Source organism: Pseudomonas sp. FFUP_PS_473 (assembly GCF_002858665.1).
In the GTDB taxonomy this organism is placed as follows: Bacteria; Pseudomonadota; Gammaproteobacteria; order Pseudomonadales; family Pseudomonadaceae; genus Aquipseudomonas; species Aquipseudomonas defluvii.
In genome coordinates, this window is sequence record NZ_PJQQ01000008.1 from 141,182 (window position 1) to 166,764 (window position 25,583).

Consider the following 25,583-nt stretch of genomic DNA (forward strand, 5'->3'; position numbering starts at 1 on the left):
TGCTTATTCAGGCATCGACCATGGTTGTAGGTCGTAGCCTTTTTCGCTCAGTTCGGCCCGCACTTCTTCAATGAAATGCGCCAGTTGCGCCGGGTCGGAATAGGTGCTGCTCGAGACTTGCTTGCTGCCGATACGGGTGCTGGTCCGGTCGATCACCGCCAGGCTCAGCTCGCCTGTACCGTTAGGTGAATCCCACGTTACGCATTGGAAGGGTTCAAACGCGTGAGTGGTGATTAGCAGTGCTTCGTTGACACGCAGCGAGGCGTTCATCGGGTCAGGTCCTCTCGTAATACCCAAACATTCATGGAAACCGCTACAGCGGTGAGTTACTTGTACTGATGCGCGCAAGGCTTGTTCGAGTCACATGGCTTATTAAAAAAAATCAGCGCATCACGCTAACGTGTTGTTTTGCGTGTGTCGTTGGATATTCGGCGGCATAAAAAATTCCAAGCATCGCTTTATTGCCGGCAGCTGATAGACAAACGGTAGTGGGAACTTGACGGTTCGTTGCTACTGTTACAAACGGACCTGCCAACATGCTGTTTTCACTGACTTTCCCAATAATTGGCGTCAAGGATCGTTCATGTTCGAGCCCGCTCTGAGTCGCCGCCTGCTGATTGTTGATCCCTGCGACGACTGCCATCGCCTGCTGCCCGGGTTGCGAAGTGTAGGCTGGGAGGTCGATAGCTGTACGTTGGCGGCGGCCTCCGAGCAGCGCTGCGATGTGGGCTTGTTGCGCTTGCAGGCGTCGCACCTGCAGCACCCGGATGCCGTCAAGGACTTGATCAGCCGCAGCGGTACGGAATGGATCGCCGTGCTCAGTGCCGAGGAGTTGCGTACGCAGAATGTGGGCGATTTTGTCTGTGAATGGTTTTTTGACTTTCACACCCTGCCATTCGATGTCTCCCGGGTACAGGTCACGCTGGGGCGCGCCTTCGGCATGGCGCGCTTACGTGGCAAAGGCGCGGTGCATGTAGGCGAGCCTGAGCACGAGTTGCTTGGCGACAGCCTGCCGATTCGTGAGTTGCGCAAGTTACTCAGCAAGCTTGCGCCCACGGAGTCGCCGGTATTGATCCGCGGCGAAAGCGGCACGGGCAAGGAGTTGGTTGCACGCACGCTTCATCGCCAATCGCTGCGCCGAGACAATCCCTTTGTGGCGATCAATTGCGGAGCGATCCCGGAGCACCTGATCCAGTCAGAGCTGTTCGGTCACGAGAAAGGCGCATTTACCGGCGCCCATCAGCGTAAGGTCGGCCGGATTGAGGCGGCCAATACTGGGACGCTGTTTCTCGACGAGATCGGCGACCTGCCGTTGGAGCTGCAGGCCAATCTGCTGCGCTTTCTACAGGAAAAGCATATCGAGCGGGTCGGCGGCAGTCAGCCTATTCCCGTTGATGTAAGGGTTTTGGCGGCGACCCACGTGGATCTGGAATCGGCGATCACCCGTGGACGGTTCCGGGAGGACCTGTACTATCGGCTCAATGTGCTGCAGGTCGTCACGGCGCCCTTGCGTGACCGGCATGGCGATCTGTCGATGCTGGCCAATCATTTTTCCCATTTCTATAGCCAGGAAACCGGCCGTCGCCCGCGCTCGTTCAGCGAGGATGCCTTGGCGGCCATGGGCAGGCACGATTGGCCGGGAAATGTGCGCGAGTTAGCCAATCGTGTGCGTCGCGGCCTGGTGCTGGCCGAAGGGCGGCAGATCGAAGCGCAGGACCTGGGCCTGCACGGGCTTGACCTTGAGGTGGTTCCGATAGGCACGCTAGAGGACTACAAGCAGCGTGCAGAGCGTCAGGCGCTGTGCGACGTGCTCAATCGTCACAGCGATAACCTGAGTGTTGCTGCGCGCGTGCTTGGCGTTTCACGCCCCACCTTCTATCGGCTGTTGCACAAGCATCAGATTCGCTGACGGATCGCCACTGAGCATTGCCAGTTCTCCAAACGACGCCGAGGCATCGATGTAGCGCATCGCGGACTTGGCGTCCTTCCAGCCCACATGACTCATCAATGCCTTCAGGTCCCAGCCGCTGGCGGTCGCCCAAGTGGCGAAGCCGCGACGCAGCGAGTGGCCGGTGTAAAGCGCCGCGGGAACACCGCTGCGCTCGAAAATACGACGTAACAGGCCAATCAGGCTGTTGCTGTTGAGCGCGTGCTCGCCGAGGTTTCCCCACCGGTCAAGTTTGCGGAACACCGGGCCGTAGGCAATCCCCGCAACCTCCAGCCAGCGCAGATAGGCTTGAACCGGGCAGAGCACCTTCAGTGCCGGCGCCTTATGGTGAACACCCAAGGCCTGGCGGTCGGCTTTGCTTTGCGGCAAGTAGATCGTCAGGCCGGCACCTGCTTGCGCCTGAATGTGTTCGATGCGCAAACGTGCCAGTTCGTCCCCTCGAAAACCTTTCCAGAAGCCGAGTAGCAGCAGTGCGCTGTCGCGCCGAGCGCGTAACAGCCCGGGCATGTCCTGGCTGTGTTGCGCGTGCGCGGCCTCGCGCTCCAGGTGCGCGACCGCACCTTGCAGGTGTTGCAGCAGCAGGGGAGCTGCCTGCTTGGGCTGCGTGGGGTGCAAGCTGCGGATGCCTTTGATCATTTGGCGCACCAGCGGCGCTTTGGTCGGGTCGGCAAAGCCCTGGCTGGCATGCCATTGCCCTAGCGCGGCAAGGCGTTGCTTGAGTGTGTTGATGGAGTGCTCGCCTGCGTAGTCGGCCAGATAGCGGGCAATGCTTTCGGCGGTCGCCGGGAGAAAGCCGCCCCAGGTCACTTCGAAGTGTTCTACCGCAGCACGATAGCTACGCCGTGTGTTCTCGCGCACGGCGGCCTGTAGATAGCGATCGACGTTGTTCATTGCCCTTTCCTTGCGAATGCGTACTGCCTGACGAGCTTCAGGTACGCATTCTAGCGTCTAAGATGCGATAAGCCTTGATTATTTAATCTTAGAATTTTGGTTTTTAAGTAATTTCCGAGGTAGTATCTGATATGTAATTACATGGTACGTACCACAATACGAAATCGTAGGAGCACCCATGGCCCGAGGCGGGATCAACAAGGCAGTCGTTCAGAAAGCCAGGCAAGCACTGCTGGCCAGGGGCGAGCATCCAAGTATCGATGCGGTACGTATCGAGCTGGGCAATACCGGTTCGAAAACCACAATTCACCGCTACCTGAAAGAGCTCGAGGCGCAGCAACCGGCCACGGTCGCCAGCACGCACACGCTAAGCGACGCACTGAGCCATTTGGTGGGCCAACTGGCTGAACAGTTGCGCGAAGAGGCTGACTGCCGGGTAGGCGATGCCTGCGCCGTGTTCGAGGAAGAGAAACAGACATTGCTGGCGCAGTTGCAGCTCAGCCAGCAGGCCCTTGCGGCGCTGCAGCAACAGCAGCAGATTCAGGCTGCCGCGCTGGCCAGCGAATCCGCCGAACTGGCGACCACCCGCAGTGCCTTGCAGACCGAGCAGACCCGTAATGCCACACTGAATCAGGCCGTAGGTGAACTGCAGGTGCGTTTGGCGGACAAAGACGAGCAGATCCAGTCGCTCGAAGATAAACATCGGCATGCCCGTGATGCCTTGGAGCACTACCGCACGGCGAGCCGTGAACAGCGCGAGCAGGACCAACGCCGTCATGAGGGCCAACTGCAGCAGGTGCAGATGGAGATTCGCCAGTTGCAACAGAGCCTGATCGTCAAACAGGACGAGTTGACACGCCTGAATCGCGACAATGAGCGCCTGCTCGTTGAAGCTAGGCAACTACAGCGCGAACGTATGGCATTGCAGGATCAGCATGAACAGCAGCAACAGCAGCTCCAGGCGCTTAATGCCAGCCTCGCGCAGTCACAAGGGGCGCGTGAAGAGTTGCTCCGACAGGCCCAGGCACAGGCCCAGCAGTTGGAAGAAAGCCGCTTGCAACAGGTGCTGCTGGTACAGCGCAGCGAGCACCTGGAAGCGGCTTTACGCGAGCGTGAAGCCGCACTGAGGCAGCTACATGCAGCCGATCAGCCTATCGAAGATCGGCCGCACGACGACCTGTCACTGCACGACGCCTCAACTTCCAACCGTGGTGAAGATACCGTTGATCGGTGACACATTGCCCCCATACGGCACCGTGGTGCCGGCTGCCAGGGCGATGCTTGCCCATACCCGCTGCATCATCACATAATATCTTTGATCCCAAAACTTGAAGTCACCTTGATTGTGCACGTCTAAAAACCGACCTTTGCCGTCGCCACTCTTCAGCAACCCCGATGCGCCGCCCATCAATACCAACGGCATGTTGACCATGTGCTCCGGCGCGCCGTCGGCCATTTCACTGGTAAGCACGACCAGGGTGTGTTGGAGCAGGTTGTCGCCCGGTACATCGGGGTCTGCGCGTCTTGCCAACTCGTCCATGAACAGCTTGGCTTGGCGCACGTACCACTGCCGCGAGCCCCTCCAGACTTCTTCACCTGCGTAGCCGTGTGCGCAATCGTGCGGGTTGGTTGTTGCGCTGACGTCGAGTATGTTCAGCGACTCGGCAGAACGACCCACCTGTATGGTAGCGACCCGGGTCACACCGCAGGAGAGGGCCGTCGCAACGACCTGGTGATGGCTGGCCTGAACCTGGTTACGGAAGGCTGCTGAACTGATCGGATGGTCCTCGATACTGAGCGGCTCACACACCGAGGGGATGGCACCGTCCATATCGGTCTTGACTTGCTCGACCGCATCGAGGTGATCTTTGAGCTTTTGCAGTTGCGAACCGGAGAGGCGCGACTGGACCTCCTGTATGTCTGCCAGCACGGGGTCAAACACATGCGCCCCACGCGCCTGAGTGTCTCGCGCGTCTTGACTGACCGCGCCGAACACCGCCTCGTACATGCGTACCGGGTTCTGGTAGGGCGCTCTGATCCCCTGTGCAGACCACGACACATACCAGGGGGTGCCATCGGTACCCGCGTGTGGCCCGGCGAACAGGCTACGGTGCGAGGGCTGGGTGCCGGGCATGGCGTCACCCAAAAGCATATCAATCGAGGGCTTGCTTGCCAGGTTGTCGCGCAGGATATATTGCCAGCCATTGTGACCACCATTGCCTGGGCCGGAGATTATACCGCGCAAATACAGTGACTGATCTCGGTAAGCGGCCAACTCCTGGCTGACCGCATTCAGCGTAAAGTCACTGGTGTCCAACGCGAAATCACGCTTATCCGGGGCAAGGCCACGGCTGGGGTTACCCGCAGCTGTAGGGAACCACAAACCATTGCCGTTATGTTGCGGGCCAACCAACGCGTCGACGGCCAATCCATCGGGGACAATAAAGAACACCACCTTGAGTTTGGCTTGCTGAGACTCCCCCAGCAGGGCCATCTTCGCCAAACCGACACGGCTTAAGGGCAGCAACGCACCGGTGGCAGCCAGTTGCATCAGGAAGCGACGGCGACTTTTGAGCATGTCCATGATTATTCCCGTCCTTTTTTATGGAGAAAGGCATTGGAGGTTGCCAGGTTACGTATCATGTCGGTCAGCGAACCCGAGGTTTTCAACCCCTCTGCCAACGCGTTCAAGGTGCCGGCGGTACCCGCATCAGGCTCGTTGCCGAACGCAAAGCGGATGTAGCTATTGGCCATGCAGGATTGGGCTGCGTTGTTGGTGGGGATGAGCCGGGCGATGTCACGAACGTCCTGAACATGCGCCCATTCGATGAGCCCAGTGTTGTCGACGAAGGGGCCTGCGGCATTGATCGGCAGTTTTACCGGGTACTGGCCATAGTTGTAGGCATTCTCCTCGGTACGGTAACGCCCGGTCGCGTCGTAGTGCTCCATTGATGCCCCGGTATCGTTCATGTACTGGTGGCATTGCCAGCAGCGGCCCTCCGAGGCCTCTTTGCCGTTGACCAGGTCCCAGCGTTCACGGGTGGTCACCGCCTTGGCCGGGAACGTTGGCTCTCCAGGCATCGTATCGACCGGTGCGCCGAATTCGCGGCAGAACAACTGTTCACGGACCATGATCCCGCGTTTGACCAAGGAGGTGGCCTGATAGTCTGACGTTGCAGCTTGAGTCAGGCCCAGGTGCAGCAGGCCACCCCGACGGTCATCGACCGTCACCTTGCGCATTTCGTTGCCACTGACACCGGAGATGCCATAGTGCTCGGCCAGCGCCTGGTTCAGGAAGGTATACCCCGGGTTGAACAAGGCGTTGAAGCTGCCATTGCCGTTGGTCATTACCTCGCGTACCAGGCGGTACTGCTCGGCGGCCATGTCTTGAACAAGACTGGCGCTCAAGCCGGGTTTTTCCTGAGCCCCGCGATTGGTCTTGATGTAATAGCTGATGAAGCGATTGAACTGCTCCACACCACGATCAGACCGCAACATTTCATCGACCTGCGCACTGATCTGCGCTGGTGTGTTCAGCAGCCCCTGCTCAGCTTTGCGTAACAGGGCAATGTCCGGCGTGGTCCCGAGGATCGCGAACGACAGCGCGGTCGCTGTTTCACCCGGTGTCAGTGTGTAGGTGCCTGAGCGCTGCGCATCGGCAACACCCAGTTCCGAACGGTAGAGGAAGTTCGGCGACAGCAGCAGCGCGGCAATCAGCGATGTCTGGCCATGTTCATCCTTCAAGCGCTGATAACGTGTGCGTTCCTCATTCGACAGCGGCCGGCGGAACACCTTATGCCCCAGGTCTGCGAGCGTCTCGGTGTTTGCAGACGCCGCGTTGGCAACGAACCAGGCCATGTCGTAGAGCGATTTCACGTCATCGGCCTGCAGCAGGCCATGGTCTGCATCGCCCGGGTACTTGAAGGTTTTCGGTGATTTATCCGCCGGTAGTTTTTCAGTGTTTATCGTGACGCCAAACAGATCCTGAACACTGTTGGCATACTCTGACGGGGTCAGCAGCCGCAGTTGGCGCTTACCGTAAGACTCTGCCGGGTTCAGGTAGGGCGCCCAGACCACATCAAACAGGTGCCGGGAAATTTCCGACGCACACGTCACATCACAGTGCCCGCTCACGGGCATGCTCATGATCTGTTTGACCAGCGCATCACTACCGGCAACGTTCCAGGTGATCGCCTTGTTCTGATCGTTGAAGTAGTCGATGGAGTGGCAGGTGCTGCAGGTTTTTGCCAATACCTCTTGCCCCAGGTCAGTGACGGCGCGGTAGGTAATCGGCGTCAGTTCAATGTTGTTGCTGTCTTCGTTGATGGATACCGTTGTTTTCGTAGGTTCTGGAAGCTCCTTTGGATAGTAGGGGTAGATGAAGTCATATTCGCCATAGTTCAGGATTTCCTTGGCCTGACCGCCCCAGGGCACCTGGACCTCACGAGGTGCGGCGCCTGCGCTCTTGCTGAGCACGGTGACCTTCCAGAATGCGTCATTGACGGAGGCAGGTTTGGCGGGCGCCTTGAGTGTGGCTTCAACCTCCACATGTGTTGGCCGTTTACGGTATTCCAGTTTCACGGCCCGGGTCTGGGTATCGATCTTGGTTCCGGCCTGTGTGTTACTGGCGAACGTGACTTGTGTCTTGCGCGTTACCGGAATCCAGTCTGCGACGTCGTTCAAACGTACCTCGTAGGTGCCGGGTTTCAAGCCGAAAATCTGCAAGTCAGGGCTGCCCCAGGCCACCTGGAACAGTCGACTCCGCCCATCGGGGTCGATCAAATGCCCACTGACCATCTGATCGGCCAGGTGCGCATCCGGTACAACGGTAGGTTGAAGGTGCAACACCGTACCGGCCTGCCCCCACTCCTTGGCGTCGAAACTGACGCGGTAGATGACACCGGTCACATCGTCTGAAACCAGCAAGCTCTTGTCTGCAAGCTCGAGGAAGTCGGCAGGACGACCGACGCATTTGTCGGTCAGGCAGTAGACATCAATGCTGTCGGCGGATTTGCCCCAGCCATTGATCAACGGGATTTGGTTGATGACCTTTTCACCGTTCTGGATGCCCAGCATGCGAATTTCCATACCGGGCTCGCTCATCGAACCCGTCCCATGCACGGCAACCAGCAGGTGCTGTACGTCAGGCATGAGTGCTGGATAGGACTTCCAGAACTTCAAGCCCAGCGGTGCGGTGTTGGTCCCCATTTCATAGGCCGGCGGGCTGTAATCGCTCGGTTTGATCGCTGAGAGAGGCTTGTCGGAAACAATCGCACCCGTTGTCAGTTGCGGTGTGATCAACTCCGGTCTGTTGAACTCATCGGCGGTAAAACCGGGCGTACTGCGGCCAAATACGTAAGGCACGCCAAAGTGCTGACCCGAAGTGGCAATCCGGTTGACTTCATCAGCGTTGGGAAAGCCCTGGCGATTGTTATCGCTGAACCAGATTTTGCCATCGCTGGGGTTCCAGTCGAAACCGACCGAGTTGCGGACACCCTTGGCGAGGATTTCTGATTCACCGGTTTCAATGTTGTAGCGCAACAGCGTCCCATAGCGTTCATCCGTGGGAATCATGCACAGGTTGCAGGGGATGCCGACAGCGGTGTAAAGCCATTTGTCAGAGGGGTCTGAAGGGTTGAACTTGAGAGGGTGTTTTTGGTGCCAATAGCGGTATACCCCTGCGCCTAACGGCGCTTTTGTGTCATCTGCGGGGAAGGTAAGCACTCGCTCAGGTTTAGGGTCGGCGTACGTACTGTCAATATTGCGTACCCGATAGAGCCCGCCCGTGGTGGAGTAGAACAGGTCACCATCGCGGTACACCACGCCGTGAGGTTCTTCGAGCCCCGAAGCAACGATGTAGATACCCGTTGGCTTGCCTTCCGCGTTCAATGGCAGTGCGTAAATGAAGTTGGCTATGCGCCCTTCGTAGACGTAGCTGGGGATCGCACTGGAGCCGACGTACAAGACCTTGTTCCCCATCGCCATCTGGCGGGGCTGGGACAAGCCTTCGGCAAACACCTCAACCTTGATTCCAGGAAGCCTGTGTAGCTGGCTGATATCGAGCGGACGGCGGTACTTGACCGCAAACTGGTGTTTCTCACCGTTTTCCTGGGTGAACTTGACCTGGTTGGGGGTCGTCAACGGCAGGTAACCCTGCGCCGGGTCCATAATGATGTCGTAGTTGCAGGCTTTCAGGCCTTCTACGGTGATGGTCGTATTGGATTTGCCGGATATCGGGATTGTTTCACCTTTGCAACGCAGCACGCCGGTGACGGTAACATCGCCACCGGGGCCCACCCCCTGGGTGGTGGCCTTGTACGGAACATCGCCCGTAACGGTGGAAAAGCTCAGCTCAAGTTTGTTGCTGCTCGGCGCGGCGTTACATTCGCCGAGGTCTTTCCAGGCATCCCCCCAGTTCGCCGACTGGCCGGGCGCATAAGCCGGTTGGTTACACCAGGCCCAACTGCCCACGCCATAGGGGGCCTCACTGTCCTTCCAGCACTCAAATGCGTGACCGACATTCGTTACCCAGGCTCCTTGTTGGTACTTCAGGGTTTTGCCGGCGTTGGCGTTGGCGTTGCCTGGCTTGCCTTGCCCCTTCACGGCATCAAGCGCGTATTGCTCGGCTTTGCAGGCCTCGGCACTTGCCTGCTTACCCGGCTCGAACTGGCTGGAAGAGGGGCGCTGCATGACCTTGCCATCGATGGCGGTCTTGTTCTGTGCGTGAGCCTGCGTCGAAACAGCGCTACTGCACAGAACGGTCAGTGTAATAAACAGGTAAGGCGCACGCAGACGATGCTGCGCAGGTACGCGGGGAGTCGCCATAGTAGTAACCTCGTTGCACTCATACCAAGAGGAAATGACTTAGCCTTTGACTGCCGAGCAAGGGCCCAGCAAGCGCCAGACCTGGCTGTCTGGGGCAGGGGCTGTACCCTTGACCCACTGTTTTGCCGCATAGCGTTGCCCGTGGTAATGCACTTCATTGGGCGCGGTGTAATAGCGCTGGGCACTCCAGGGCACCGGGATGGTGCTGAGCAGGCTCCAGGCGTCGTTGCTGGAAGGCGGAGCGGTACCCGTCGACCAGGATGAGATCCACACCGCGTGCTCGGCGCTGACTTTGATGCCCGAGGCGTAATCCTTGGCCTCCCATGGCGTTACCTGCTCGGCCTCGGGGTCTCGATAGTCGCACCCTGACGGTGCCGCAGTGATGGTCACGGTCTGTTCTGCAGAGGTCACACGGTGCCCCGCACTGTCGCTGGCGCGGGCGCTTACGCGATAGACGCCTGCGCCCACGTTGTTCCAGGTAAAGGTGTAAGGTGACGTGCTGTCTTGCCCGATCACGTCGGTGCCACGAAGAAACTCCACGAGGTGAATTGTCGCGTTGCCACTGGCAGTGGCGTTAGCGCTCAGTTGAACCGTCGCAGGCTCTACGGTTCCGCCAGCGACGGACACGCTGACTTCGGGGGGCTTGGGGCTTGGGTCTGGCGCAGGGTAGTAGGCCGCTACAGTGGGCGCCGCATCGCGCAATACACGGGCGTTGTCATGCTTGTCTTTCGACCCCAGAGGCAAGCCCTGGTAACTCATCTGGGCATTCGACCAATAGTTTATGCGGCTGCAGCGCTGGCTGGTGCTACCCGGGCACTCATAGGCCATGACGGTACGCCAATGGCCGGGCCAGCGAATACCATGGGCATAAACAGGCGTGACAGGTGCGTCGTACTGGTCCGGATCATGCCGGGCAGCCAAATTGTGGCCCAACTCATGGGCGAAGGTATGGTTGCTAAGGCACTTCGGGTCGACGATGCTGACACCGGCATTCTTGTTCAAGGCGGTGTAAGCCAAGCCACACACATCGGGTATCACGGTGAGCAGGCTAAGCAGGTCGGCCCGACTGGCATCTCGTTGATACCTTGCGGGTTTTCCCAATTGTGCATCGTTGACATTCCACAACCGGGAGAGCACCTCTTTGCCGGTTGCAGTGCCCGATTCCGTCCAGTCGATGCGCTGCACACCGGCATTTTCAAACTGCACATTGATCTGACTGTTTTCCAGGCCGCTATTGGCCATGGCCAGCGCATTGGCGACGCTGGCGTCCATGTCGGGCATCAGCTCGAATGCTTTATTAGAAACCAGTGTCAGTACGCGAATCACAACGGGGGCCGCGTGTGCCGCGGGTTTGGCGGGCGCTGCCGGCGTTGTTGCAGGCATGCCCGCAGGCTCCTCGTTGACCTCGTCATTGCCCTCGGGGAATTTTGACGCGTCGACTTTGACGACCGCATGTCGCCCGTCACCCAGCGGCTCGATGCGATACAGTTGGCCATCAACCTTGACCACCCCCACCAGGTGCGCGCCATGCCGTGTCAGGTAGGCCGTATTCTGGTCATCTGTCGGGCCTTGCCTGGCGCTGACGGTACCCTGCCAAGTAACAATGCCATCAGGCTGAGTACTGATTCGGGCCTTGTGGAATACCCTGGAGACTCCGGCCTCAAGGTCCAGTTGCAAGTCCCGGCTGGTTGCAGCGATTAATTCGCCCTGTACCTGAACCAGCGATATCGACAGGGTCGTCTTATCGTCGGCAAGGTGTCGCAGAACAGGATTGGCGCTGCCGCGCAGTTGTTGTAATGGCTCCTCGGCCAGTGGCTTCAATGGCCGCTCAGCCGCATGAGCGAGCAGGCTCATGCCTAGAGACACAATCACGATGACCGATTTCAAACGTCGCGCCATTTCGCCACTCCTTCCTTGTTCACGAATGGGGTCAAAGTAGGCGCTGCGCGAAGAGGTCGTCTACTGACAGAAATACCAGGGGGGGAGGGAAATGGTGGTTTGAAGAGGGCCTACGACAGAGGTCGAGCGACGGATTGCTGGAACCGCTGGCCGTTCGCATGACAGAATATGTGACTGCATAACGTTTGCTGAAGGCTCCACTCCCAGGACTGGTACCTTCCCGAAAGGATGGTAATACATGACTGATTTACTGACCCGACGCCAGGTTGTCGCCGGGATCAGCCTGCTGGGCCTGGGTGCTCTCGTAGGTTGTGATAGCTCTGGTGGCTTGTCGTTCAAGCACGGTAAAGACATGAGCAATCAGATCCTCGGGCGCTCATTCAAGCTGAAAGACCCTCAAGGCAATGAAATAACCCTGTCGAGTTTCCGTGGCTCGATGCCCATGGTGTTCTTCGGCTTTACCCAATGCCCGGCGATTTGCCCGACGACGCTGGCACGTGCGGTGCAGATCAAGAAACTGATGGGCAAGGACGCCGATTTTCTTCAGGTGATCTTCATTACACTCGACCCAGAGCGCGACACGCCAGAGGTGCTCGACGCTTATGTAAAAGCCTTCGACCCTTCGTTTGTCGCATTGTCCGGCACGCTGGAAGAGACGGCGCAGACCGCCAAGGAGTTTGGTGTGTTCTACGAGAAAGTCCCTAGCGGCGAGACCTACACGTTGTCCCATACGGCAACCAGTTTTGTTTATGACTCCCGAGGCGTGCTACGTCTTGGCCTGTCGCATTCCCTGACGGCAAAGGAATGTGCAGAAGACCTGCTTACTGTTATGGAGGTATGTTGATGCGTTCCACATTCGCTAACGCGATGGTAGTCAAGCCACTCAACCGCGCTGTGGCGCTGTTCATGCTGCTGGGCGCAACATTGCCTGCGGTAGCGCAAACCGTCGTTGATGACGCCTGGGTACGGGCCACGGTGCCTCATCAGGCAGCAACCGGAGCATTCATGAAAGTGACTGCCGACAGTGACAGCACGTTGCTCAGCGTTGAGTCCCCGGTGGCCAAGACCGTGCAGATCCATCAGTCGCAGATGAAAAACGACGTCATGAGCATGCAGCCCGTGACGTCGGTGGCGCTGCCGGCAGGAACAGCCGTTACGCTGGAGCCTGCTGGCTACCATGTGATGCTGATCGACCTGGTCAAGCAGATCAAGGAAGGTGACGCGGTACCGCTGACGCTGGTGGTGAAAGATGCCAAGGGCCAGCTGCAACGCATCAACGTCAGCGCGCCGGCACGCGCACTGAACATGCCAGACCATGGCCACATGTCGGGTCACATGCACATGGAGTAATCCTGTTCCAACCGGGACGAGTCCGCGTCGTCCCGGTGCTTCAGAACGGTTCGCCGATGTATTTGAAGGGGTAGTCGATGTCCTTGTACCGGCCGATTCTGCGTTTTGGCAATTTGACCTTCGGCTGTTTGATTTCCTTGTAGGGGATTTGCGCAAGAAGGTGTGTCAGCAGGTTAAGCCGAACCCGCTTCTTGTCCTCCGACGGGGCAACGAACCACGGGGCCCATTGAGTGTCCGTTGCTTTGAACATCTCGTCCCGGGCACGTGTGTAGTCGTCCCAGCGATTGAAAGACAACACATCCATCGGCGACAACTTCCAGGTTTTTCGGCCATCGGTAATTCGTGCTCTGAGGCGACGCTCCTGTTCTTTGGGGCTCACCTCCAGCCAGTATTTGAGCAAGATGATGCCCGAGCGCACGATGTGCCGTTCAAACATTGGCGTCAGCTCAAGAAACGTGCGCACCTGGTCCTCGTCCGCAAACCCCATGACACGTTCGACACCCGCCCGGTTGTACCAACTGCGGTCGAAAATCACCACTTCACCACTGGCAGGGAAATGCGGCATATAGCGCTGCGAGTAGAGCTGGCTTTTCTCCCGCTCGGTAGGTGAGGGTAGTGCGATAACCCGAAAGACCCGCGGGCTGACACGCTCTGTCAATGCCTTGATGGTGCCGCCTTTGCCTGCGCCGTCGCGCCCTTCAAAAACCACCAGAACCTTTGCACCGGTCTCCACGACCCACTGCTGTAGCTTGACCAGCTCAACATGCAATGCCTTCAGTTGCTTTTCATAGGTCTTGCGGTCGAGCTTTTTTTGCGATGGCTTGGCAGGATTGCGCGCTGTAGATTTCTCGTTTTTCATCGTTGCTCCTTTGCGCTACGCAGCTCTATTGGAGTGAAGCGTAGCCACTGCCATCCGATATGCGCTGCCGATAGTCGGCGCCTGAACGGTATGTGTGCTCACTTCACTCAGGGTGTACGACGGACCAGGCGGGCCACCCACGGGTTGGCGCTCAGGCCATGCAACAGCACACTCAGCAGAACGGTACAAATGGCGGTGGCGACCAAGGTGCTGGTGGACGCCAGTGGGTAGTCAATGATCATCACCGCGAAGACAATTGTCGCCAGCCCTCGCGGGCCGAACCACGCCATGAACAGGCGCGTCTCAAGGTCGAAGCGCGTTCCCAGCAGGCACAGCAACACGGGAAGCATACGGACGAGGGTCAAGCTGAGCAGGGCGTATAGCCAAATATCCCAGGTCAGGCTGCTCCACGCTTTCGGTATTACCACCGCACCAAATACGCCCCAGGTGAGCACCGAGAGCAGGCTGGCAAACTCTTCGCTGGCCTGAAGCAGGTGATGCTTCTGATCCTTGAACAGGTACCCGGCAAGCAGGCCGCCGACGAATGCGGCAATAAAGCCGCTGCCACCCAGCACTTGCGCCGTGGCAAAGCACAGCACCGCAAGCCCCGGCAGGGTGAGTTGCGACCATACCTGCATTTGCCACTGATGTTTCCAGGAGAGCTTTTGTAGTTGCCAGGCGATGAGCGTGAGAAGTACCCCGCTGAGCGCACCAATGCCCAGCTCTTCGGCGACCAGTTCCAGGGCAAGTAGAACCGGATGCTGCGCTTGTTCCTCAACCAGTAACGCCAGGAAAAGCAAAAGTACCGGTACGCAAATCCCATCGTTAAGGCCGCTTTCTACGTTAAGCCCCTCGCGCACGGGTTCGGCGACCTTCGGATTGGTGACGACGGCTTTTCCCAGCGCCGCGTCGGTAGGCGCGAGTAGGGTTGCCAGGATTGCAAGCTCTATCAGCCGTACCTGCGGGAAGACCCAGAGCCCCACCAACCAGCCCAGTACGATGGTCAGCGGCAGACCGATCAACAGCAGGCGTAACGGCAACCCCTCATGGGCGCGCAGTACCTTGAGGTTTGCATTGGCAGCATCGCTGAACAATACAATGGCCAAGGTCAATTCTGCCAATGCCCTGAGGCCATCCTTGTCTATCCGCGGCTGCAGAATGCCCAAGAGCGCAGGGCCGAGTACGATCCCCACGAGCATGAACACCAGGGGGCCATTGAACAGCCGCTTCTCGAAACGCCCGGCGAAAATGCTGTAAACCAGCAGGAAGGCTGTGAATAGCGCAAGGTTCTGGTACATGTGCGGTTACTGTGGCGATGGACAGGTACTGCGCCCGTCACTGGCTGCTTGTGTAATCAACGTTGCCAGCGCTTGAACGTTATGCTGGTGCGCGGCAACCAAGTCCTCAATCGTTACCCCCGAGGCCGTTCTGAATACGCTCCGACAACTCAAGGAGGGCGTGTTGTCCCCTGTGGTCAACGCGCGAAGCCGCCATTTGGTCTCGAGCAAGGCGTATTGCCCAGGCACCGAGTCGAATCGCTGAACATCCAGCCTCAAGCCGATCTTGTGCGAGGCACCATTGCTGGGGAGCAAATCGACAAGCGCACTTTGCAGTTCGTCGGCGAGGCTCGCGCCCCACCATTCTGTCTCCAGAACGGCCAGGCCACTGTTGCCTTGGCGAACGACAATTTGCGGGCGGTCGACCTGCGGCGGCAGACTGAGCCGTTCAATCTGGATATCGAGGTGGCTGGAGCCCGATACGGCGGGGGCCTGGGTTGGCATCAGGGTGTGATAGTGAATCGGATCGCTGCGGCACGCTGTGAGCAACAGTGCCAAAGCGATCGACAATGGTTTGAGCGGTAGCCGCATGGTGCAAACTCCTGCAATCAGTTACGCGAGGGTTCCAGGTTTTCTGCGGGTGCATCCTTGGGTCTGCCGCGCAACAGCGACTCGGGATGACGCCCGAAATAGTCCGACAGCTCCCGCAGGGAGCGCGACATACGCCCCACGTCATCCAGGGTTTGCTTGAGCTGTTCTCGTTGTGGCGAGTCGTCGGCCAGGGTCGTATTTGCCGATTGCAGGGTTTTGCTGATTTCTTGCAATGTGCCGTGAACACCAGGCAGCGTGTTGCTGTTGAACTGTTGCAGGCCCTTGCGCAGTTCCACCAGATTACTGTCCAGGTTGTTGGCGATGCGCTCCAGTGGAAGTTTGTCCAGCTTGTCGAGCATTGACTGAAATTTTTCCTGCAGTTGCTCCAGGCTTCCTGGCACCGTAGGCAAGCTGACGGGGCGCGCGTTTGGATCGAAGACCACCTTCTTCGCATCAGGGTAAAAATCCAGCGCAATATACAACTGCCCGGTCAGCAGATTGCCACTGCGCGCCTGAGCCCTGAGGCCATTGTCGATGAAGGTGCCGAACAGGCGTACGCTTGCCTGTTCGTCACTGGGATCATGCTTGAGCGCCTTGAGCATCTTGGCGTGAGCGGGCCCCAAGCGTTGCGGATATATCACAATGCCAATGTTCGCCGGGAAGCTGTGACGCTGCTCATCGTAGTCCAGGTTGACCGAGACGACCTTGCCGATGTCGATGCCAAGAAACTCCACCGGAGCGCCGACTTTCAGGCCGCGCAGTGCTTCATCGAAACGCAGTGACAGGTACTGCGCCTTGCCGTTAGGTGGGGCGAGGGCGGTTTCCTGGTCGGCAAACAGTTCAAAGGGAGAATCCTCAAGAGCTGGCCGGTCGTCAGGGCTGTAGTCCGGTGCACGAAAGGCGATACCGCCGACCAACAAGGAAGACAACGATTCAGTGCTCACCGCAAACCCATTAGCGCTGAGTTCGACGTCGACGCCGCTGGCGTTCCAGAAACGGGTGTCATTGGTGACGAAGGCATCATTGGGCGCATGGACAAACACTTCAATGTCCACGCCCTTGCCATCGGGCGCCAGGGTGTAGGACACCACCTGGCCGACGGGAATCTTGCGGTAATACACAGGCGAGCCAATGCCAAGCGAACCCAGGTCAGGCGCGCGCAGTGTGAAACGCTTTCCCGGCTCGCCGTAGGTGATGGGAGGAGGCACCTCCAGGCCTTTGAACGCCTTGGATCGCCCCTCACCTTGACCGACATCGGCACCGATGAAGTCACCGGACAGCAGCGTGTCGATGCCAGAAACACCGCCGGCGCCGATGCGTGGACGCACGACCCAGAACTGCGAACCGGTGCGGGTAAAGTGTTCCGCCTGTTTATCCAGTTTCAGGGTTGCAGTCACATTTTTCTGGTCGCTGCTCAACTGGACGTCAGTGACTTGGCCAATCACGACGTTACGGTATTTCACCGGCGTTTTGTTGGCGGTCAGCCCCTCACCGGTCTTGAAGGTGACAGTAATGACAGGCCCTTGTTGCAGCCAGTTATGCACCACCAGGGAAATGCCCACCAGGACTGCAATGATCGGAACAATCCACACCAGCGAAACACTGACGCGGCGGGTCTTGATGCTGGGCTGGCCGGGCATGGCTTGGCTATCAGGGGTTGCTGGCTTCATCCATGCGCTCCTCGGTTTTTTTGGGTTCCCAGATCAGACGCGGGTCGAAACTCATCGCCGAAAGCATGGTGAACACCACCACCAGGCCGAAGAAGAGAATGCCCGGGCGCGGTTCAATGTCGCCAAGTGCCTGAAACTTGACCAGTGCCGCCACCAGGGCGACCACGATGACGTCGAGCATTGACCAGTAGCCAATGACCTCGACGAAGCGGTAGAGCTGTGCCCGCTCTCTGCGGGCCCAGTCACTCTGGCGTTGTACGGTGACCAATAGCAGGGTCAAGGCGACGAATTTGGTCGCGGGTACGGCGATACTGGCGATGAAGATAATCGAAGCAATGTCCCAGGCGCCGTGCCCCCAGAACTCGATGACACCACTCATGATCGTGCTGTCGGCACCACTGCCGAACAGGCTCGTGTTCATCACCGGTAAAAGGTTGGCAGGGATATAGAAGATCAAGGCGGCAAGCATATAGGCCCAGGTGCGGGCCAACGCATCAGGCTTGCGTACGTGCAGCGCCGCGCCGCAGCGAGGACAGGTGTGCGGGTGATCGGTCATGTCGCAAGCCATGTTGCAGGCATGGCACAGGGCAAGGTTCAGCTCGGCGGCGAGTGCAGGCGTGCTCACGGCAACATCTCCCACAGTTCGCGAACATCGCGCCCGGCAACCCTTATGATCAGCAAGCTCAACACAGCGAGGGCAATCAGGCCTATACCGGGCAGCACATCCAACATGCCCGCCAGTTTGAAAACTGCGACCATCGCGCCAAGCAGGCACACCTCAAGCATGCTCCAAGGCCTCAAGGTCTCAAGCCAACGCATGCACAGCTTGAATGCCGGAGAGCGTTTGGTGGCCATCGCAAAGGTCAGCACCCAGATCAACAGCACGAGTTGAAAGAGCGGCGCGATGATGATGGCGATGGCTGCCACGAGTGCAATAAAAGTGATAGGCCCGTTACTCAAGGCCCGCACCGAATCCCAGAGGGTTGCGCTGTTGCTCAGGCCTTGCAGGCTGATACTCATGACCGGGTAGAAGTTGGCGAAAATCCACAGCACTGCCGCCGTAAGGCTCAACGCCAGCCGTTGCTGCAAGGTCATTCCGTTGTAGCGTTGAAGCACTGCGCCGCAACGCTGACACAAGGCTTTCTGATGTTTGGCAAGCGTGACTTTTTCGTACACGCAGTCACAGTGTTCGCAAATGATCAGACGATCAGTTTTCACCATGATCTGTGCTCTAGCAAAGGGCGAGGAACCGCTGTCACTAGCTCAATATAGAAGTGCGCTGCAATTGAGCAAATCAACCGGCGCGTTTTTAATCGCCAAGCGCTACTGTAGCCCCATAATTTTTCACTTTGCTGCCTGCTTGAGGTGGCAGCAGCAGGGGCGGAGTGCCCCCACTGCAAACCGGTGTTCAGAGATCAAACGTGATGCCGGTGTAGAGCGCACGCCCGTCGCCAGGTGAGTGCAGTGACGCATCGGCGCCATCCGGGTCGTACCAGACGTATTCGTAATAGCGGTTTGTCAGGTTCTTGAGCTGTACGTCGACGCTGACCGACTCGGCCACCTTGTAGACAGCACCAAGGTTCATCAACACATAACCGCCGTAGGTACCTTGGGTGTTCTGCCGTTCCAGGTAGTAATTGGTCTGTCCATTCATCCATGCCGTCAACTGCAGGGCAGGGGTAGCCTGGTAGCTGACGCCGGCGTTGTACAAATGATGCGGTACGTGGTCGATTTCCTGGCCTTTACTGTCAGGCAAGGTCGCACTGGGCTGCAGGATTTTTGAATATTGCCAGGCGTAGGCCATCCAGAAATCGGTACGCTCGTTGGGATGCATGTTCACCTGCAGGTCGTATCCCCAGCGCCGGGTTTCACCAACGTTGTCCGATTCTCCGCTCGGGTCGTTGAGACGGCGGCTGACTTCACCGGTGGCCTCCTGTTGCCAATAGGCGATACGTCCATCGACCCAGTCACTCGGGGTGAATTTGACGCCGGTTTCCCAGCCCTCATTGATCGAGGGTTCCAGGTCGGTGGTACGCGGAGGAATCTTGTACGCGGCTGCGCCTGTACCCACCTGAAATGTACGCCCCCAGTTGGCATAAACGCTGGCCACTGCCCAGGGTGAGTAAACAATGCTGAGCTTGGGCTGTTTGATCAGCCCGTAGTCGTTGATGTCGTAATCCGTGCCGGTCATTTCATTGGTGAAATCACCCTGGATTTTATCGACCCGGTAGGCAGGGACGATTTTCAACGACTCGAACGGTTTGATCTCGGCCTGAACATAAGCACCGTACGTGTCAAAGTCGAATGCTTGATCCCGCGTCTGGGATTGGCGCACACGAGACTTGGTTTTGTAACGCTCACTCTTGTTCTGTTGCTGTTGCACATCTGCACCGCCTTCCAACGCAAAGTCATACAACCCGTTGACTTCAGGGCGCCAGGTCAGGGAGGTAAGGGCACCGTATTGGGTTTCATAGGTGTCGCGCTCCTGTTGGGAGCTGGTGCGCCAGTACTGTGTCCAGCGACGGTCATCGTAGGTATTGACGTAGGTTTTAGACGACCAGGCCAGGCTGTCGGTCAGCTCGGTATCGAAATGCAGGCTGACCTGGTTCATCCGCCGCGTGCCCTTGTCCGTCGCGTTGTAGCTGTTGGTCATAGTGGGATGATGGCGGGCGTCATCTTCTGTCAGGTAGCCGGGCTCCTGAGCTTCGGTTTCATAGTGACGGGCAATCAGGCCTATACGGTAGCTGTCGTCGTCCGGGGTATAGAACCACTTGCCTGACATGGAATACCGGTCAGCCTCGGCATGGTCACGGTAGCCATCGGCTTTCTGGTAGGCAATGAAGTAGTTTTGAGTCCAGTTGCTGCTTTCGATGCCCTTGGCCAATTGGGTCTCTTGGGTATTGAAGCTGCCATAGCGGACCCTGGCCTTGGTGTAGTCACCGCTGGTACGGGTCAACATGTTCACATTGCCTGCGATGTTGTTCAGACCGTAACGCGCATCACTGGTGCCGCGCACCACCTCGATGCTGTCGAGTTCGAGGGGGAAAATCATGTCCATATACGGCATGTTGCCGTCGTTGCTGTTGCTCGGAATGCCATCAATCAACAACTTGACGGCATTCACTTCGCCTTCACCGTTGAAGCCTCGGAAAGAAATTTTCCCCGAGGTAGTGCCTTGGTTGAACTCGGTGAGCATCACACCCGGTGCGCGGCTGAACAGCTCCCAGCTGTAGTTGACTGGCATTTTTTCGAGGATATCGCCCCCAAGAATATCGACAGAGCTGACTACGCTGCTGGTTGCCAAGGGGCCTGCTGCTGCACCTGAAACAGTGACAGTGCCAAGGGTGAGTGTGGAGTCTTCGCTGCTTGAGGTTGCTGCAACGGCGATTGAAAGTGGATCAAATGCAGACAGGCTGGCGCTGAGCAAGGCAAGAAACGAGTGGGAAACAACGCGTTGTTTTACACGCGGCAAACTACATGGAGCAGGCATAACGCATACGTCCTGATAACCAAGAAAACTCAATCGTGCCAATGGGCGGTGCGAAATCGCCCAGGGCCCGGCAATAAATGCCTTGCCAGATACGGTCTGGAAGGACTGGACTTAGTGATCAGGCAACAGGAGAGGCGCGGGGGTTGAGACGTGGCCAGAGCCGGCGGGGAGACGATGGTGGAAGCACCGGATTACGCAGTTCGGCATCGACAGCGAACAATCCAAAGACATGCCGAACGTATGGCGAAGGCAACGCAGCCTGGCCATTGTGGCCACAGCAGCAATCGCCATGCTGCATACTGATTTTCAGTGACGCGGGTGCATGCGTATCGATCAGTTTGTCGAGCGCAGGCACGCGAGGGGTAGAAGGGTTTGCGGAGCAGAAACCGCCCCACAGCGGCAACTGCACATCTTGCGTCTGTAGCGCACGGCCTATGGGCATGGCCAGCAGGTTGAGCAGCACAGCCAGGCAGGCAATCCAGGGGCTTATGCGTTTCAACGAGGCCATTAGGGGAAGGGCTGAGTTATGAAGCCACTATTTAGCCGCAGTGGGGCGCAGATGTAAAAGCGCGTCAGTGTGCCATTTTGTCACATCCGGCGTGAGTGTATTCGGCCACTCCTGGCAACGGCGCGGCGAGCGGCTGGGACAGACGTTCTCTACCATAAAGCGCCAGTGCGACCATCAACGTACTTAGCCAGACAAATATCCCCGACCAAAAGGTATGGGACATAAAGTGCCAGCCTTGCAGCACCCGCGTCGTGCCGAAGACAAAACCAAGCAATAGCGCCCCCATCAACACCTTTCTAGTGTGTTGCCAACGGTAGCGTCGCGCAATGAAGTACAGGGCCAGCATACTGAAGCCACCGGAAGCATGACCCCCTGGCCAACATCTTCCAGGGCCTGCCTTTTGCCACAAAGAGAAGTTATGGAACCACTCCATGCGAATTTCCTTGCCGCCATACAGTGTGGTTTCTACGGGGCAATACACGCCCGTGTGGCTTTTCAGGTAGTGGATAACACCCGTGTTCAGAGAAAAGGCCAATACGACAAACAGAAAATCGCGGCGATAACGGGTGGTAAAGCGCAACACGGGCGCGATACGGACGGCTTCCAGGACAGTTGTGACCCGCGATTGGGGATGAGGGGCGAGTCGAGGCCAGATAAACGACAGCAGCAAGCCGATGATCGCTATTTCACCTGTCCAGTCCGGGATTACCCGGGCCCATTTATGAGTGATCTTTTCAAACAGCGTGTTGTGTTCAAGTGGAAACACACCGGTGACGGGGTCATAGAGCAGATCGCTGAATAAACGGTCAAGGTCTGCCAGGTCGAACAGGACAAACACCGCCAACGCAAACAACAGGACATAACCCACGTTCACCCGATAAAACGCTTCACGCGATATGGCCTGCATTGTTAGTTCACCGCTTGCTGTGCGACTTTCTGCCACTCATCAGCTGAAATGCTACCGAGAATTCGTGGCAGGCCTTTGTCACTGACTGAAACAAACAATGCCTGTGCATAGGCAATCGAGCGTTCGCCGCCCGGCACATTCTGCTCACGTTCAAACTGATCGATACAGCCACTGTGAGTCACCAGCACCAGATTCCGATTGGGCGTCTTGTGCTCAAGCACATTGTTGGCAAACCCCTTGTCGCAGAGCTTCAACCAGTCTTGACTGGCGACCGCATTACCGACAATCCAATCAGCTGTCTGCTGTGTCCTTAGCAAAGGACTGGCGAAAATATCGGTTTGCGCAAGACCAAGCGATTTGAGTCCCTTGCCGACCTGTGCAGCGGCCTGGCTACCATTGATGGTAATCCCCTCGGGCGCAGCAAGGCAGGGCGCCTTTGAGCGATCGCAGCGTTCCGCGTGGCGTATCAGTACAACAACTTCGCCTTTTTTCCAGCCCTCATAAATGCCGGCTTTGGCCATCGCACCGCTGGCGCTGAGGTCCGGCACATGCGGCCATGCCATGAACCAGACGGCAAGCGCCCCCAGTACAGCTGCCACCGCAAGGCCAGCGGCAAGTTTGAGAGGGCGCGCGTACTTGTGGCGTAGCGCAAGCGGAAGGGCTTCTGCCCGGCCAATCACTGCGTGCAGCATCATGCAACTCCAGTGCAATATTTTTGAGGGGGCTGCGGCAAAGCACCGCGAAAGAGCGTTGTGCGCAGAAGATAGCGACGCGGGAAGAAATGACTCGTCAAACGGGTGTGAAGGGCGTGTGAAAACGGCTAAGGGTCAGTAGCCGTCAAGCATCTGGCAATTCATCCGCGCGTCCCCACCCGGCAGGCCCGGGCAGGGAAACACAAGGGTAGTGTCACTGTGTGACAGAAAGAGGTGTTTTGGGGCAGGCCGTTCCAAGGCCGATCAACAGTGCGCGCCGTTTTGGTTTCAGATAGGGCTCAACCTGCGCCAGCACGCAGGGTTGCAGTGCGTTGAGTTCTGCCGGGAGTGGTGCCTGGACAAACAGCAACCCGGGGGCCTCGGTGCGTGCCAGCGCCTGCTCGGCACTTATCGTCGCAACTGGACGCCCCATGTAATAGACCAGGCGCATATCCGGGGGGAGCAGGCTGTAAGCAGGCAGTTCAGGATGGGCTGCAGCAGCGCTACTGATTTGTGGGAACCCAGCGATCCGATGCGCAAAGGCTCTGGACTCGAAGCCCATATAGAACACGGTAAAACCCGCCAGCACGACAAGCGGCAGACCGATCATCAGCTTGCGCCAGGCATTGCCCACGCGCGACAACACCTCGCTCCACTGCCAGGCCAGCAGCAATGCAACCGCCGGATAGGTGGGTAGCAGGTACTTGGCGTGTTTTTCGGTAAACAGTGAGAAGAGGATCAAGGGCAGTACACTGCAGCAAAACAGCAGCATCAGCTCGGGACGGGCGCGAAGGCTGCGCCACAGTTGGCGCGGTTGAACCAGCAACACCAGCCAGAATGGAAAGAAGTCGCCAGCCAGGTACAACAGGTAGGCATACCAGGACTCAGCCCCCTGGCCCGAGATTTTCTTGACAATATCTTCATTCAGGATGCCAGCCCAAATGCCCCAGCCTTCCTGCAGCGAAACAGCCAAGTACCACGAACTACCGATTGCCAAGGCGATCAGCCAGCCCCATCCGTCACACAGGTAAGCCTTGGCCTTTGCGGAGCGCGTAATGCATGCAAACGCCAGAACAGGCGCAGTCACCCACAGCAAACAAACAGGCCCCTTGGTAAGGAGCGCGCATCCCAACAGGGCGTAACTGAGCCATACCCAGCCCCGACGCCCCTCATGAAACAGGTACTGCCAGGCGGCAAGCAAGGCCATGAAGCATAGGCCCGTGAGCGTCATTTCAATTTCTGCGCGGCGCGCGAAGAGGCTGAAACCGGCATTGGCGGCAAGAAAAATCAACGCGAACAAACCAACCTGACGCCCTGCCAGACGCACCCCCTGCCAGTAGACAAGGCCGCAGCAAAGCGCGGCAAACAGGGCTGACGGCAGGCGCAGGCTCCATTCGCTCAGTGCCCCCAGCATTTGAGAGGACATCAGCGTCAACCAGTAGAAGAGCGGCGGCTTGGAGAGGTACAGATCACCGTTCATATACGGCAAAAGCCATTGACCGGTTTCCAGCATCTCTCGAGAAGTCACGGCACGGCGTGCCTCGTTCACACTCAAGAGCGGTATGCTGCCCAAGCCCCAGAACAGCAACAACAAGACCAGCATTAAAGCGATGATGGTGAAGGCGCGTGTTGCGTTGCCGGCAGCAAACTTCATGTGCAACCCCCTCAAACAGCCGCGTCAGGTGTATTTACTGTTTCTTGAACTGGTAAAACAGGTTCGGCTCACTGACCACATACAGGTTGCCATCACTGTCCATCGTCATGCCTTCGGCCTGAGGTGCGCTGTCCTTCATGTCGCTAATACCACCGCGCAGTGAACGAGTGCTGACAAAATTCCCGTCCTGATCCAGTTCGGTGATGGACTTCGATTGATCACTCAGAATCAGCATGTGGCCAGTGGCAGCGTCGTAGTAGCCATCCGACATATCCCTGGCAAAGACACTGCGATCGACCCACGAAGTAAGGTCAGCCACTTTGATCTTCAGTGGCGCCCCTATTGAATTAATCATCCCGGTGACTTCAAACAGCTGACGGGGATCCCGTTCCTTGATGGCGAACAACCGGTCATGTTCAGCATCGTAGGTCACACCCTCAAACCCTTTGTTTGTATTGGTAAGATTGATCGCCAGGCTGATGAATTGAGTGTCATCGGCTTTGATCGGGCGAACCTCTGTCGGCAGGGTGACCACATTGAGTCGTTGCAGGTCTTCGTCGGCTACCACCACACGGCCGTGCCCCAGGTAGGCCAAGCCTTCGGTGTCTTTAAAACCCTCCAGCGGGTAGCGACTGACGATATCGCCAGCCTTGCTCAGTACCAACAACTCCATTGGCGTGTTGTTGGTGATGGCCAGCAGGCGATTCTGATCGTAGTCGTACGTGATGGCTGAGAGATTCCTCAACGTGCTTTCCACCACCTTTCCATCAATGACCACCTTGTAGTCAGGTAACCAGATGTTCTGACCAGGCGCCGTGTCTCCTGCCCAGGCAGTGCGTAATTGAGCGTAGATCTGCTGATGTATGAAATAGCGTGACGATGCGGTATAGGCCAACACGAGCACGATCAACAATAACGCTGCGCCAATCCACTTCGGTGTAGCGAGAACCGGTAGCCCACGCGCTGTTTTCCCTGCAACTGAAATCACTGCATCAATCTCCAGGCAATACGAGGTAACCAGG

22 protein-coding genes are annotated in these 25,583 nt (G+C 57.8%); 4 read left to right on the forward strand and 18 right to left on the reverse strand.

Annotation, left to right across the window (positions count from 1 at the left end; translation table 11 throughout):
• Positions 1–3 precede the first annotated feature (3 nt).
• Both CYD26_RS07895 and CYD26_RS24975 read right to left on the reverse strand, forming a co-directional pair.
• Positions 4–270, reverse strand: coding sequence for a DUF3509 domain-containing protein (locus CYD26_RS07895; RefSeq protein ID WP_065758421.1), 267 nt, complete (start codon positions 268–270; stop codon positions 4–6).
• Positions 271–382: 112 nt separating this feature from the next.
• Positions 383–574, reverse strand: a complete 192-nt coding sequence (locus CYD26_RS24975; RefSeq protein WP_145991786.1) for a hypothetical protein — start codon at positions 572–574, stop codon at positions 383–385.
• 9 nt (positions 575–583) lie between these two features.
• Between CYD26_RS24975 and CYD26_RS07900 the strand changes: the two genes are divergently transcribed.
• Positions 584–1,909 carry a sigma-54 dependent transcriptional regulator gene (locus CYD26_RS07900; protein WP_102052317.1) on the forward strand — a complete coding sequence of 442 codons (1,326 nt, stop codon included), beginning with the start codon at positions 584–586 and terminating at the stop codon, positions 1,907–1,909.
• On the opposite strand, the gene CYD26_RS07905 is transcribed toward CYD26_RS07900, so the two are convergent.
• Positions 1,862–2,839: a site-specific integrase gene (locus tag CYD26_RS07905; protein ID WP_102052318.1), complete on the reverse strand. Its 978-nt coding sequence runs from the start codon at positions 2,837–2,839 to the stop codon at positions 1,862–1,864. The two genes, CYD26_RS07900 and CYD26_RS07905, sit on opposite strands and share 48 nt — an antisense overlap.
• 178 nt (positions 2,840–3,017) lie before the next feature.
• Here CYD26_RS07905 and CYD26_RS07910 point away from each other — a divergent pair, with 178 nt between their 5' ends.
• Entirely contained in the window at positions 3,018–4,073 is a 1,056-nt protein-coding gene (locus tag CYD26_RS07910; RefSeq protein ID WP_102052319.1) for a DNA-binding protein, read from the forward strand.
• Here CYD26_RS07910 and CYD26_RS07915 read toward each other — a convergent pair.
• Genes CYD26_RS07915 through CYD26_RS07925 form a run of 3 tightly spaced genes read right to left on the reverse strand, consistent with a single transcriptional unit; the run spans position 4,035 to position 11,563 of the window.
• The gene (locus CYD26_RS07915) at positions 4,035–5,423 is read right to left on the reverse strand and encodes a DUF1552 domain-containing protein (protein WP_102052320.1); all 1,389 of its coding nucleotides are present in this window, start codon (positions 5,421–5,423) and stop codon (positions 4,035–4,037) included. The genes CYD26_RS07910 and CYD26_RS07915 overlap by 39 nt on opposite strands.
• A gap of 2 nt (positions 5,424–5,425) precedes the next feature.
• Positions 5,426–9,664, reverse strand: a complete 4,239-nt coding sequence (locus tag CYD26_RS07920) for a DUF1592 domain-containing protein (RefSeq protein WP_256587983.1) — start codon at positions 9,662–9,664, stop codon at positions 5,426–5,428.
• Between the two features lie 39 nt (positions 9,665–9,703).
• Positions 9,704–11,563 carry a zinc-dependent metalloprotease family protein gene (locus CYD26_RS07925; RefSeq protein ID WP_102052321.1) on the reverse strand — a complete coding sequence of 620 codons (1,860 nt, stop codon included), beginning with the start codon at positions 11,561–11,563 and terminating at the stop codon, positions 9,704–9,706.
• 238 nt (positions 11,564–11,801) lie between these two features.
• Between CYD26_RS07925 and CYD26_RS07930 the strand changes: the two genes are divergently transcribed.
• Complete coding sequence (locus CYD26_RS07930; protein ID WP_102052322.1) at positions 11,802–12,407, forward strand: SCO family protein; 606 nt, start codon at positions 11,802–11,804, stop codon at positions 12,405–12,407.
• Positions 12,407–12,913 carry a copper chaperone PCu(A)C gene (locus CYD26_RS07935; RefSeq protein ID WP_371917201.1) on the forward strand — a complete coding sequence of 169 codons (507 nt, stop codon included), beginning with the start codon at positions 12,407–12,409 and terminating at the stop codon, positions 12,911–12,913. Before CYD26_RS07930 ends, CYD26_RS07935 begins: the two co-directional genes overlap by 1 nt.
• A 40-nt stretch (positions 12,914–12,953) precedes the next feature.
• Here CYD26_RS07935 and ppk2 read toward each other — a convergent pair whose 3' ends face one another.
• From ppk2 to CYD26_RS07995, 12 genes are all read right to left on the reverse strand, one after another.
• Positions 12,954–13,772, reverse strand: coding sequence for a polyphosphate kinase 2 (ppk2, locus tag CYD26_RS07940; RefSeq protein ID WP_102052323.1), 819 nt, complete (start codon positions 13,770–13,772; stop codon positions 12,954–12,956).
• Positions 13,773–13,879: 107 nt separating this feature from the next.
• Positions 13,880–15,070 (reverse strand): sodium:proton antiporter, encoded by a 1,191-nt coding sequence (locus CYD26_RS07945; RefSeq protein WP_065757780.1) that lies wholly within the window; start codon positions 15,068–15,070, stop codon positions 13,880–13,882.
• 6 nt (positions 15,071–15,076) lie between these two features.
• Complete coding sequence (locus CYD26_RS07950; protein ID WP_065757779.1) at positions 15,077–15,640, reverse strand: membrane integrity-associated transporter subunit PqiC; 564 nt, start codon at positions 15,638–15,640, stop codon at positions 15,077–15,079.
• Between the two features lie 17 nt (positions 15,641–15,657).
• Positions 15,658–17,310: an intermembrane transport protein PqiB gene (locus tag CYD26_RS07955; protein WP_102052324.1), complete on the reverse strand. Its 1,653-nt coding sequence runs from the start codon at positions 17,308–17,310 to the stop codon at positions 15,658–15,660.
• A complete protein-coding gene (locus tag CYD26_RS07960; protein ID WP_178081694.1) occupies positions 17,291–17,935 on the reverse strand; it encodes a paraquat-inducible protein A in 645 nt (214 codons plus the stop codon). Before CYD26_RS07960 ends, CYD26_RS07955 begins: the two co-directional genes overlap by 20 nt.
• Positions 17,932–18,531, reverse strand: a complete 600-nt coding sequence (locus CYD26_RS07965) for a paraquat-inducible protein A (protein WP_099774796.1) — start codon at positions 18,529–18,531, stop codon at positions 17,932–17,934. The genes CYD26_RS07960 and CYD26_RS07965 overlap by 4 nt, the downstream gene beginning before the upstream one ends.
• 187 nt (positions 18,532–18,718) lie before the next feature.
• Positions 18,719–20,800, reverse strand: a complete 2,082-nt coding sequence (locus CYD26_RS07970; protein ID WP_102052325.1) for a TonB-dependent receptor — start codon at positions 20,798–20,800, stop codon at positions 18,719–18,721.
• A 118-nt stretch (positions 20,801–20,918) separates the two neighbouring features.
• Positions 20,919–21,308 carry a DUF2946 domain-containing protein gene (locus CYD26_RS07975; protein ID WP_102052326.1) on the reverse strand — a complete coding sequence of 130 codons (390 nt, stop codon included), beginning with the start codon at positions 21,306–21,308 and terminating at the stop codon, positions 20,919–20,921.
• 64 nt (positions 21,309–21,372) lie between these two features.
• Positions 21,373–22,215: a phosphatase PAP2 family protein gene (locus CYD26_RS07980; protein ID WP_102052327.1), complete on the reverse strand. Its 843-nt coding sequence runs from the start codon at positions 22,213–22,215 to the stop codon at positions 21,373–21,375.
• Between the two features lie 2 nt (positions 22,216–22,217).
• The gene (locus CYD26_RS07985; protein WP_256587984.1) at positions 22,218–22,736 is read right to left on the reverse strand and encodes a histidine phosphatase family protein; all 519 of its coding nucleotides are present in this window, start codon (positions 22,734–22,736) and stop codon (positions 22,218–22,220) included.
• Between the two features lie 385 nt (positions 22,737–23,121).
• On the reverse strand, positions 23,122–24,561 hold the full coding sequence (locus CYD26_RS07990; RefSeq protein WP_102052329.1) for a glycosyltransferase family 39 protein: 1,440 nt from the start codon (positions 24,559–24,561) through the stop codon (positions 23,122–23,124).
• Between the two features lie 34 nt (positions 24,562–24,595).
• Positions 24,596–25,489 (reverse strand): SdiA-regulated domain-containing protein, encoded by an 894-nt coding sequence (locus tag CYD26_RS07995; protein WP_256587987.1) that lies wholly within the window; start codon positions 25,487–25,489, stop codon positions 24,596–24,598.
• Positions 25,490–25,583 lie beyond the last annotated feature (94 nt).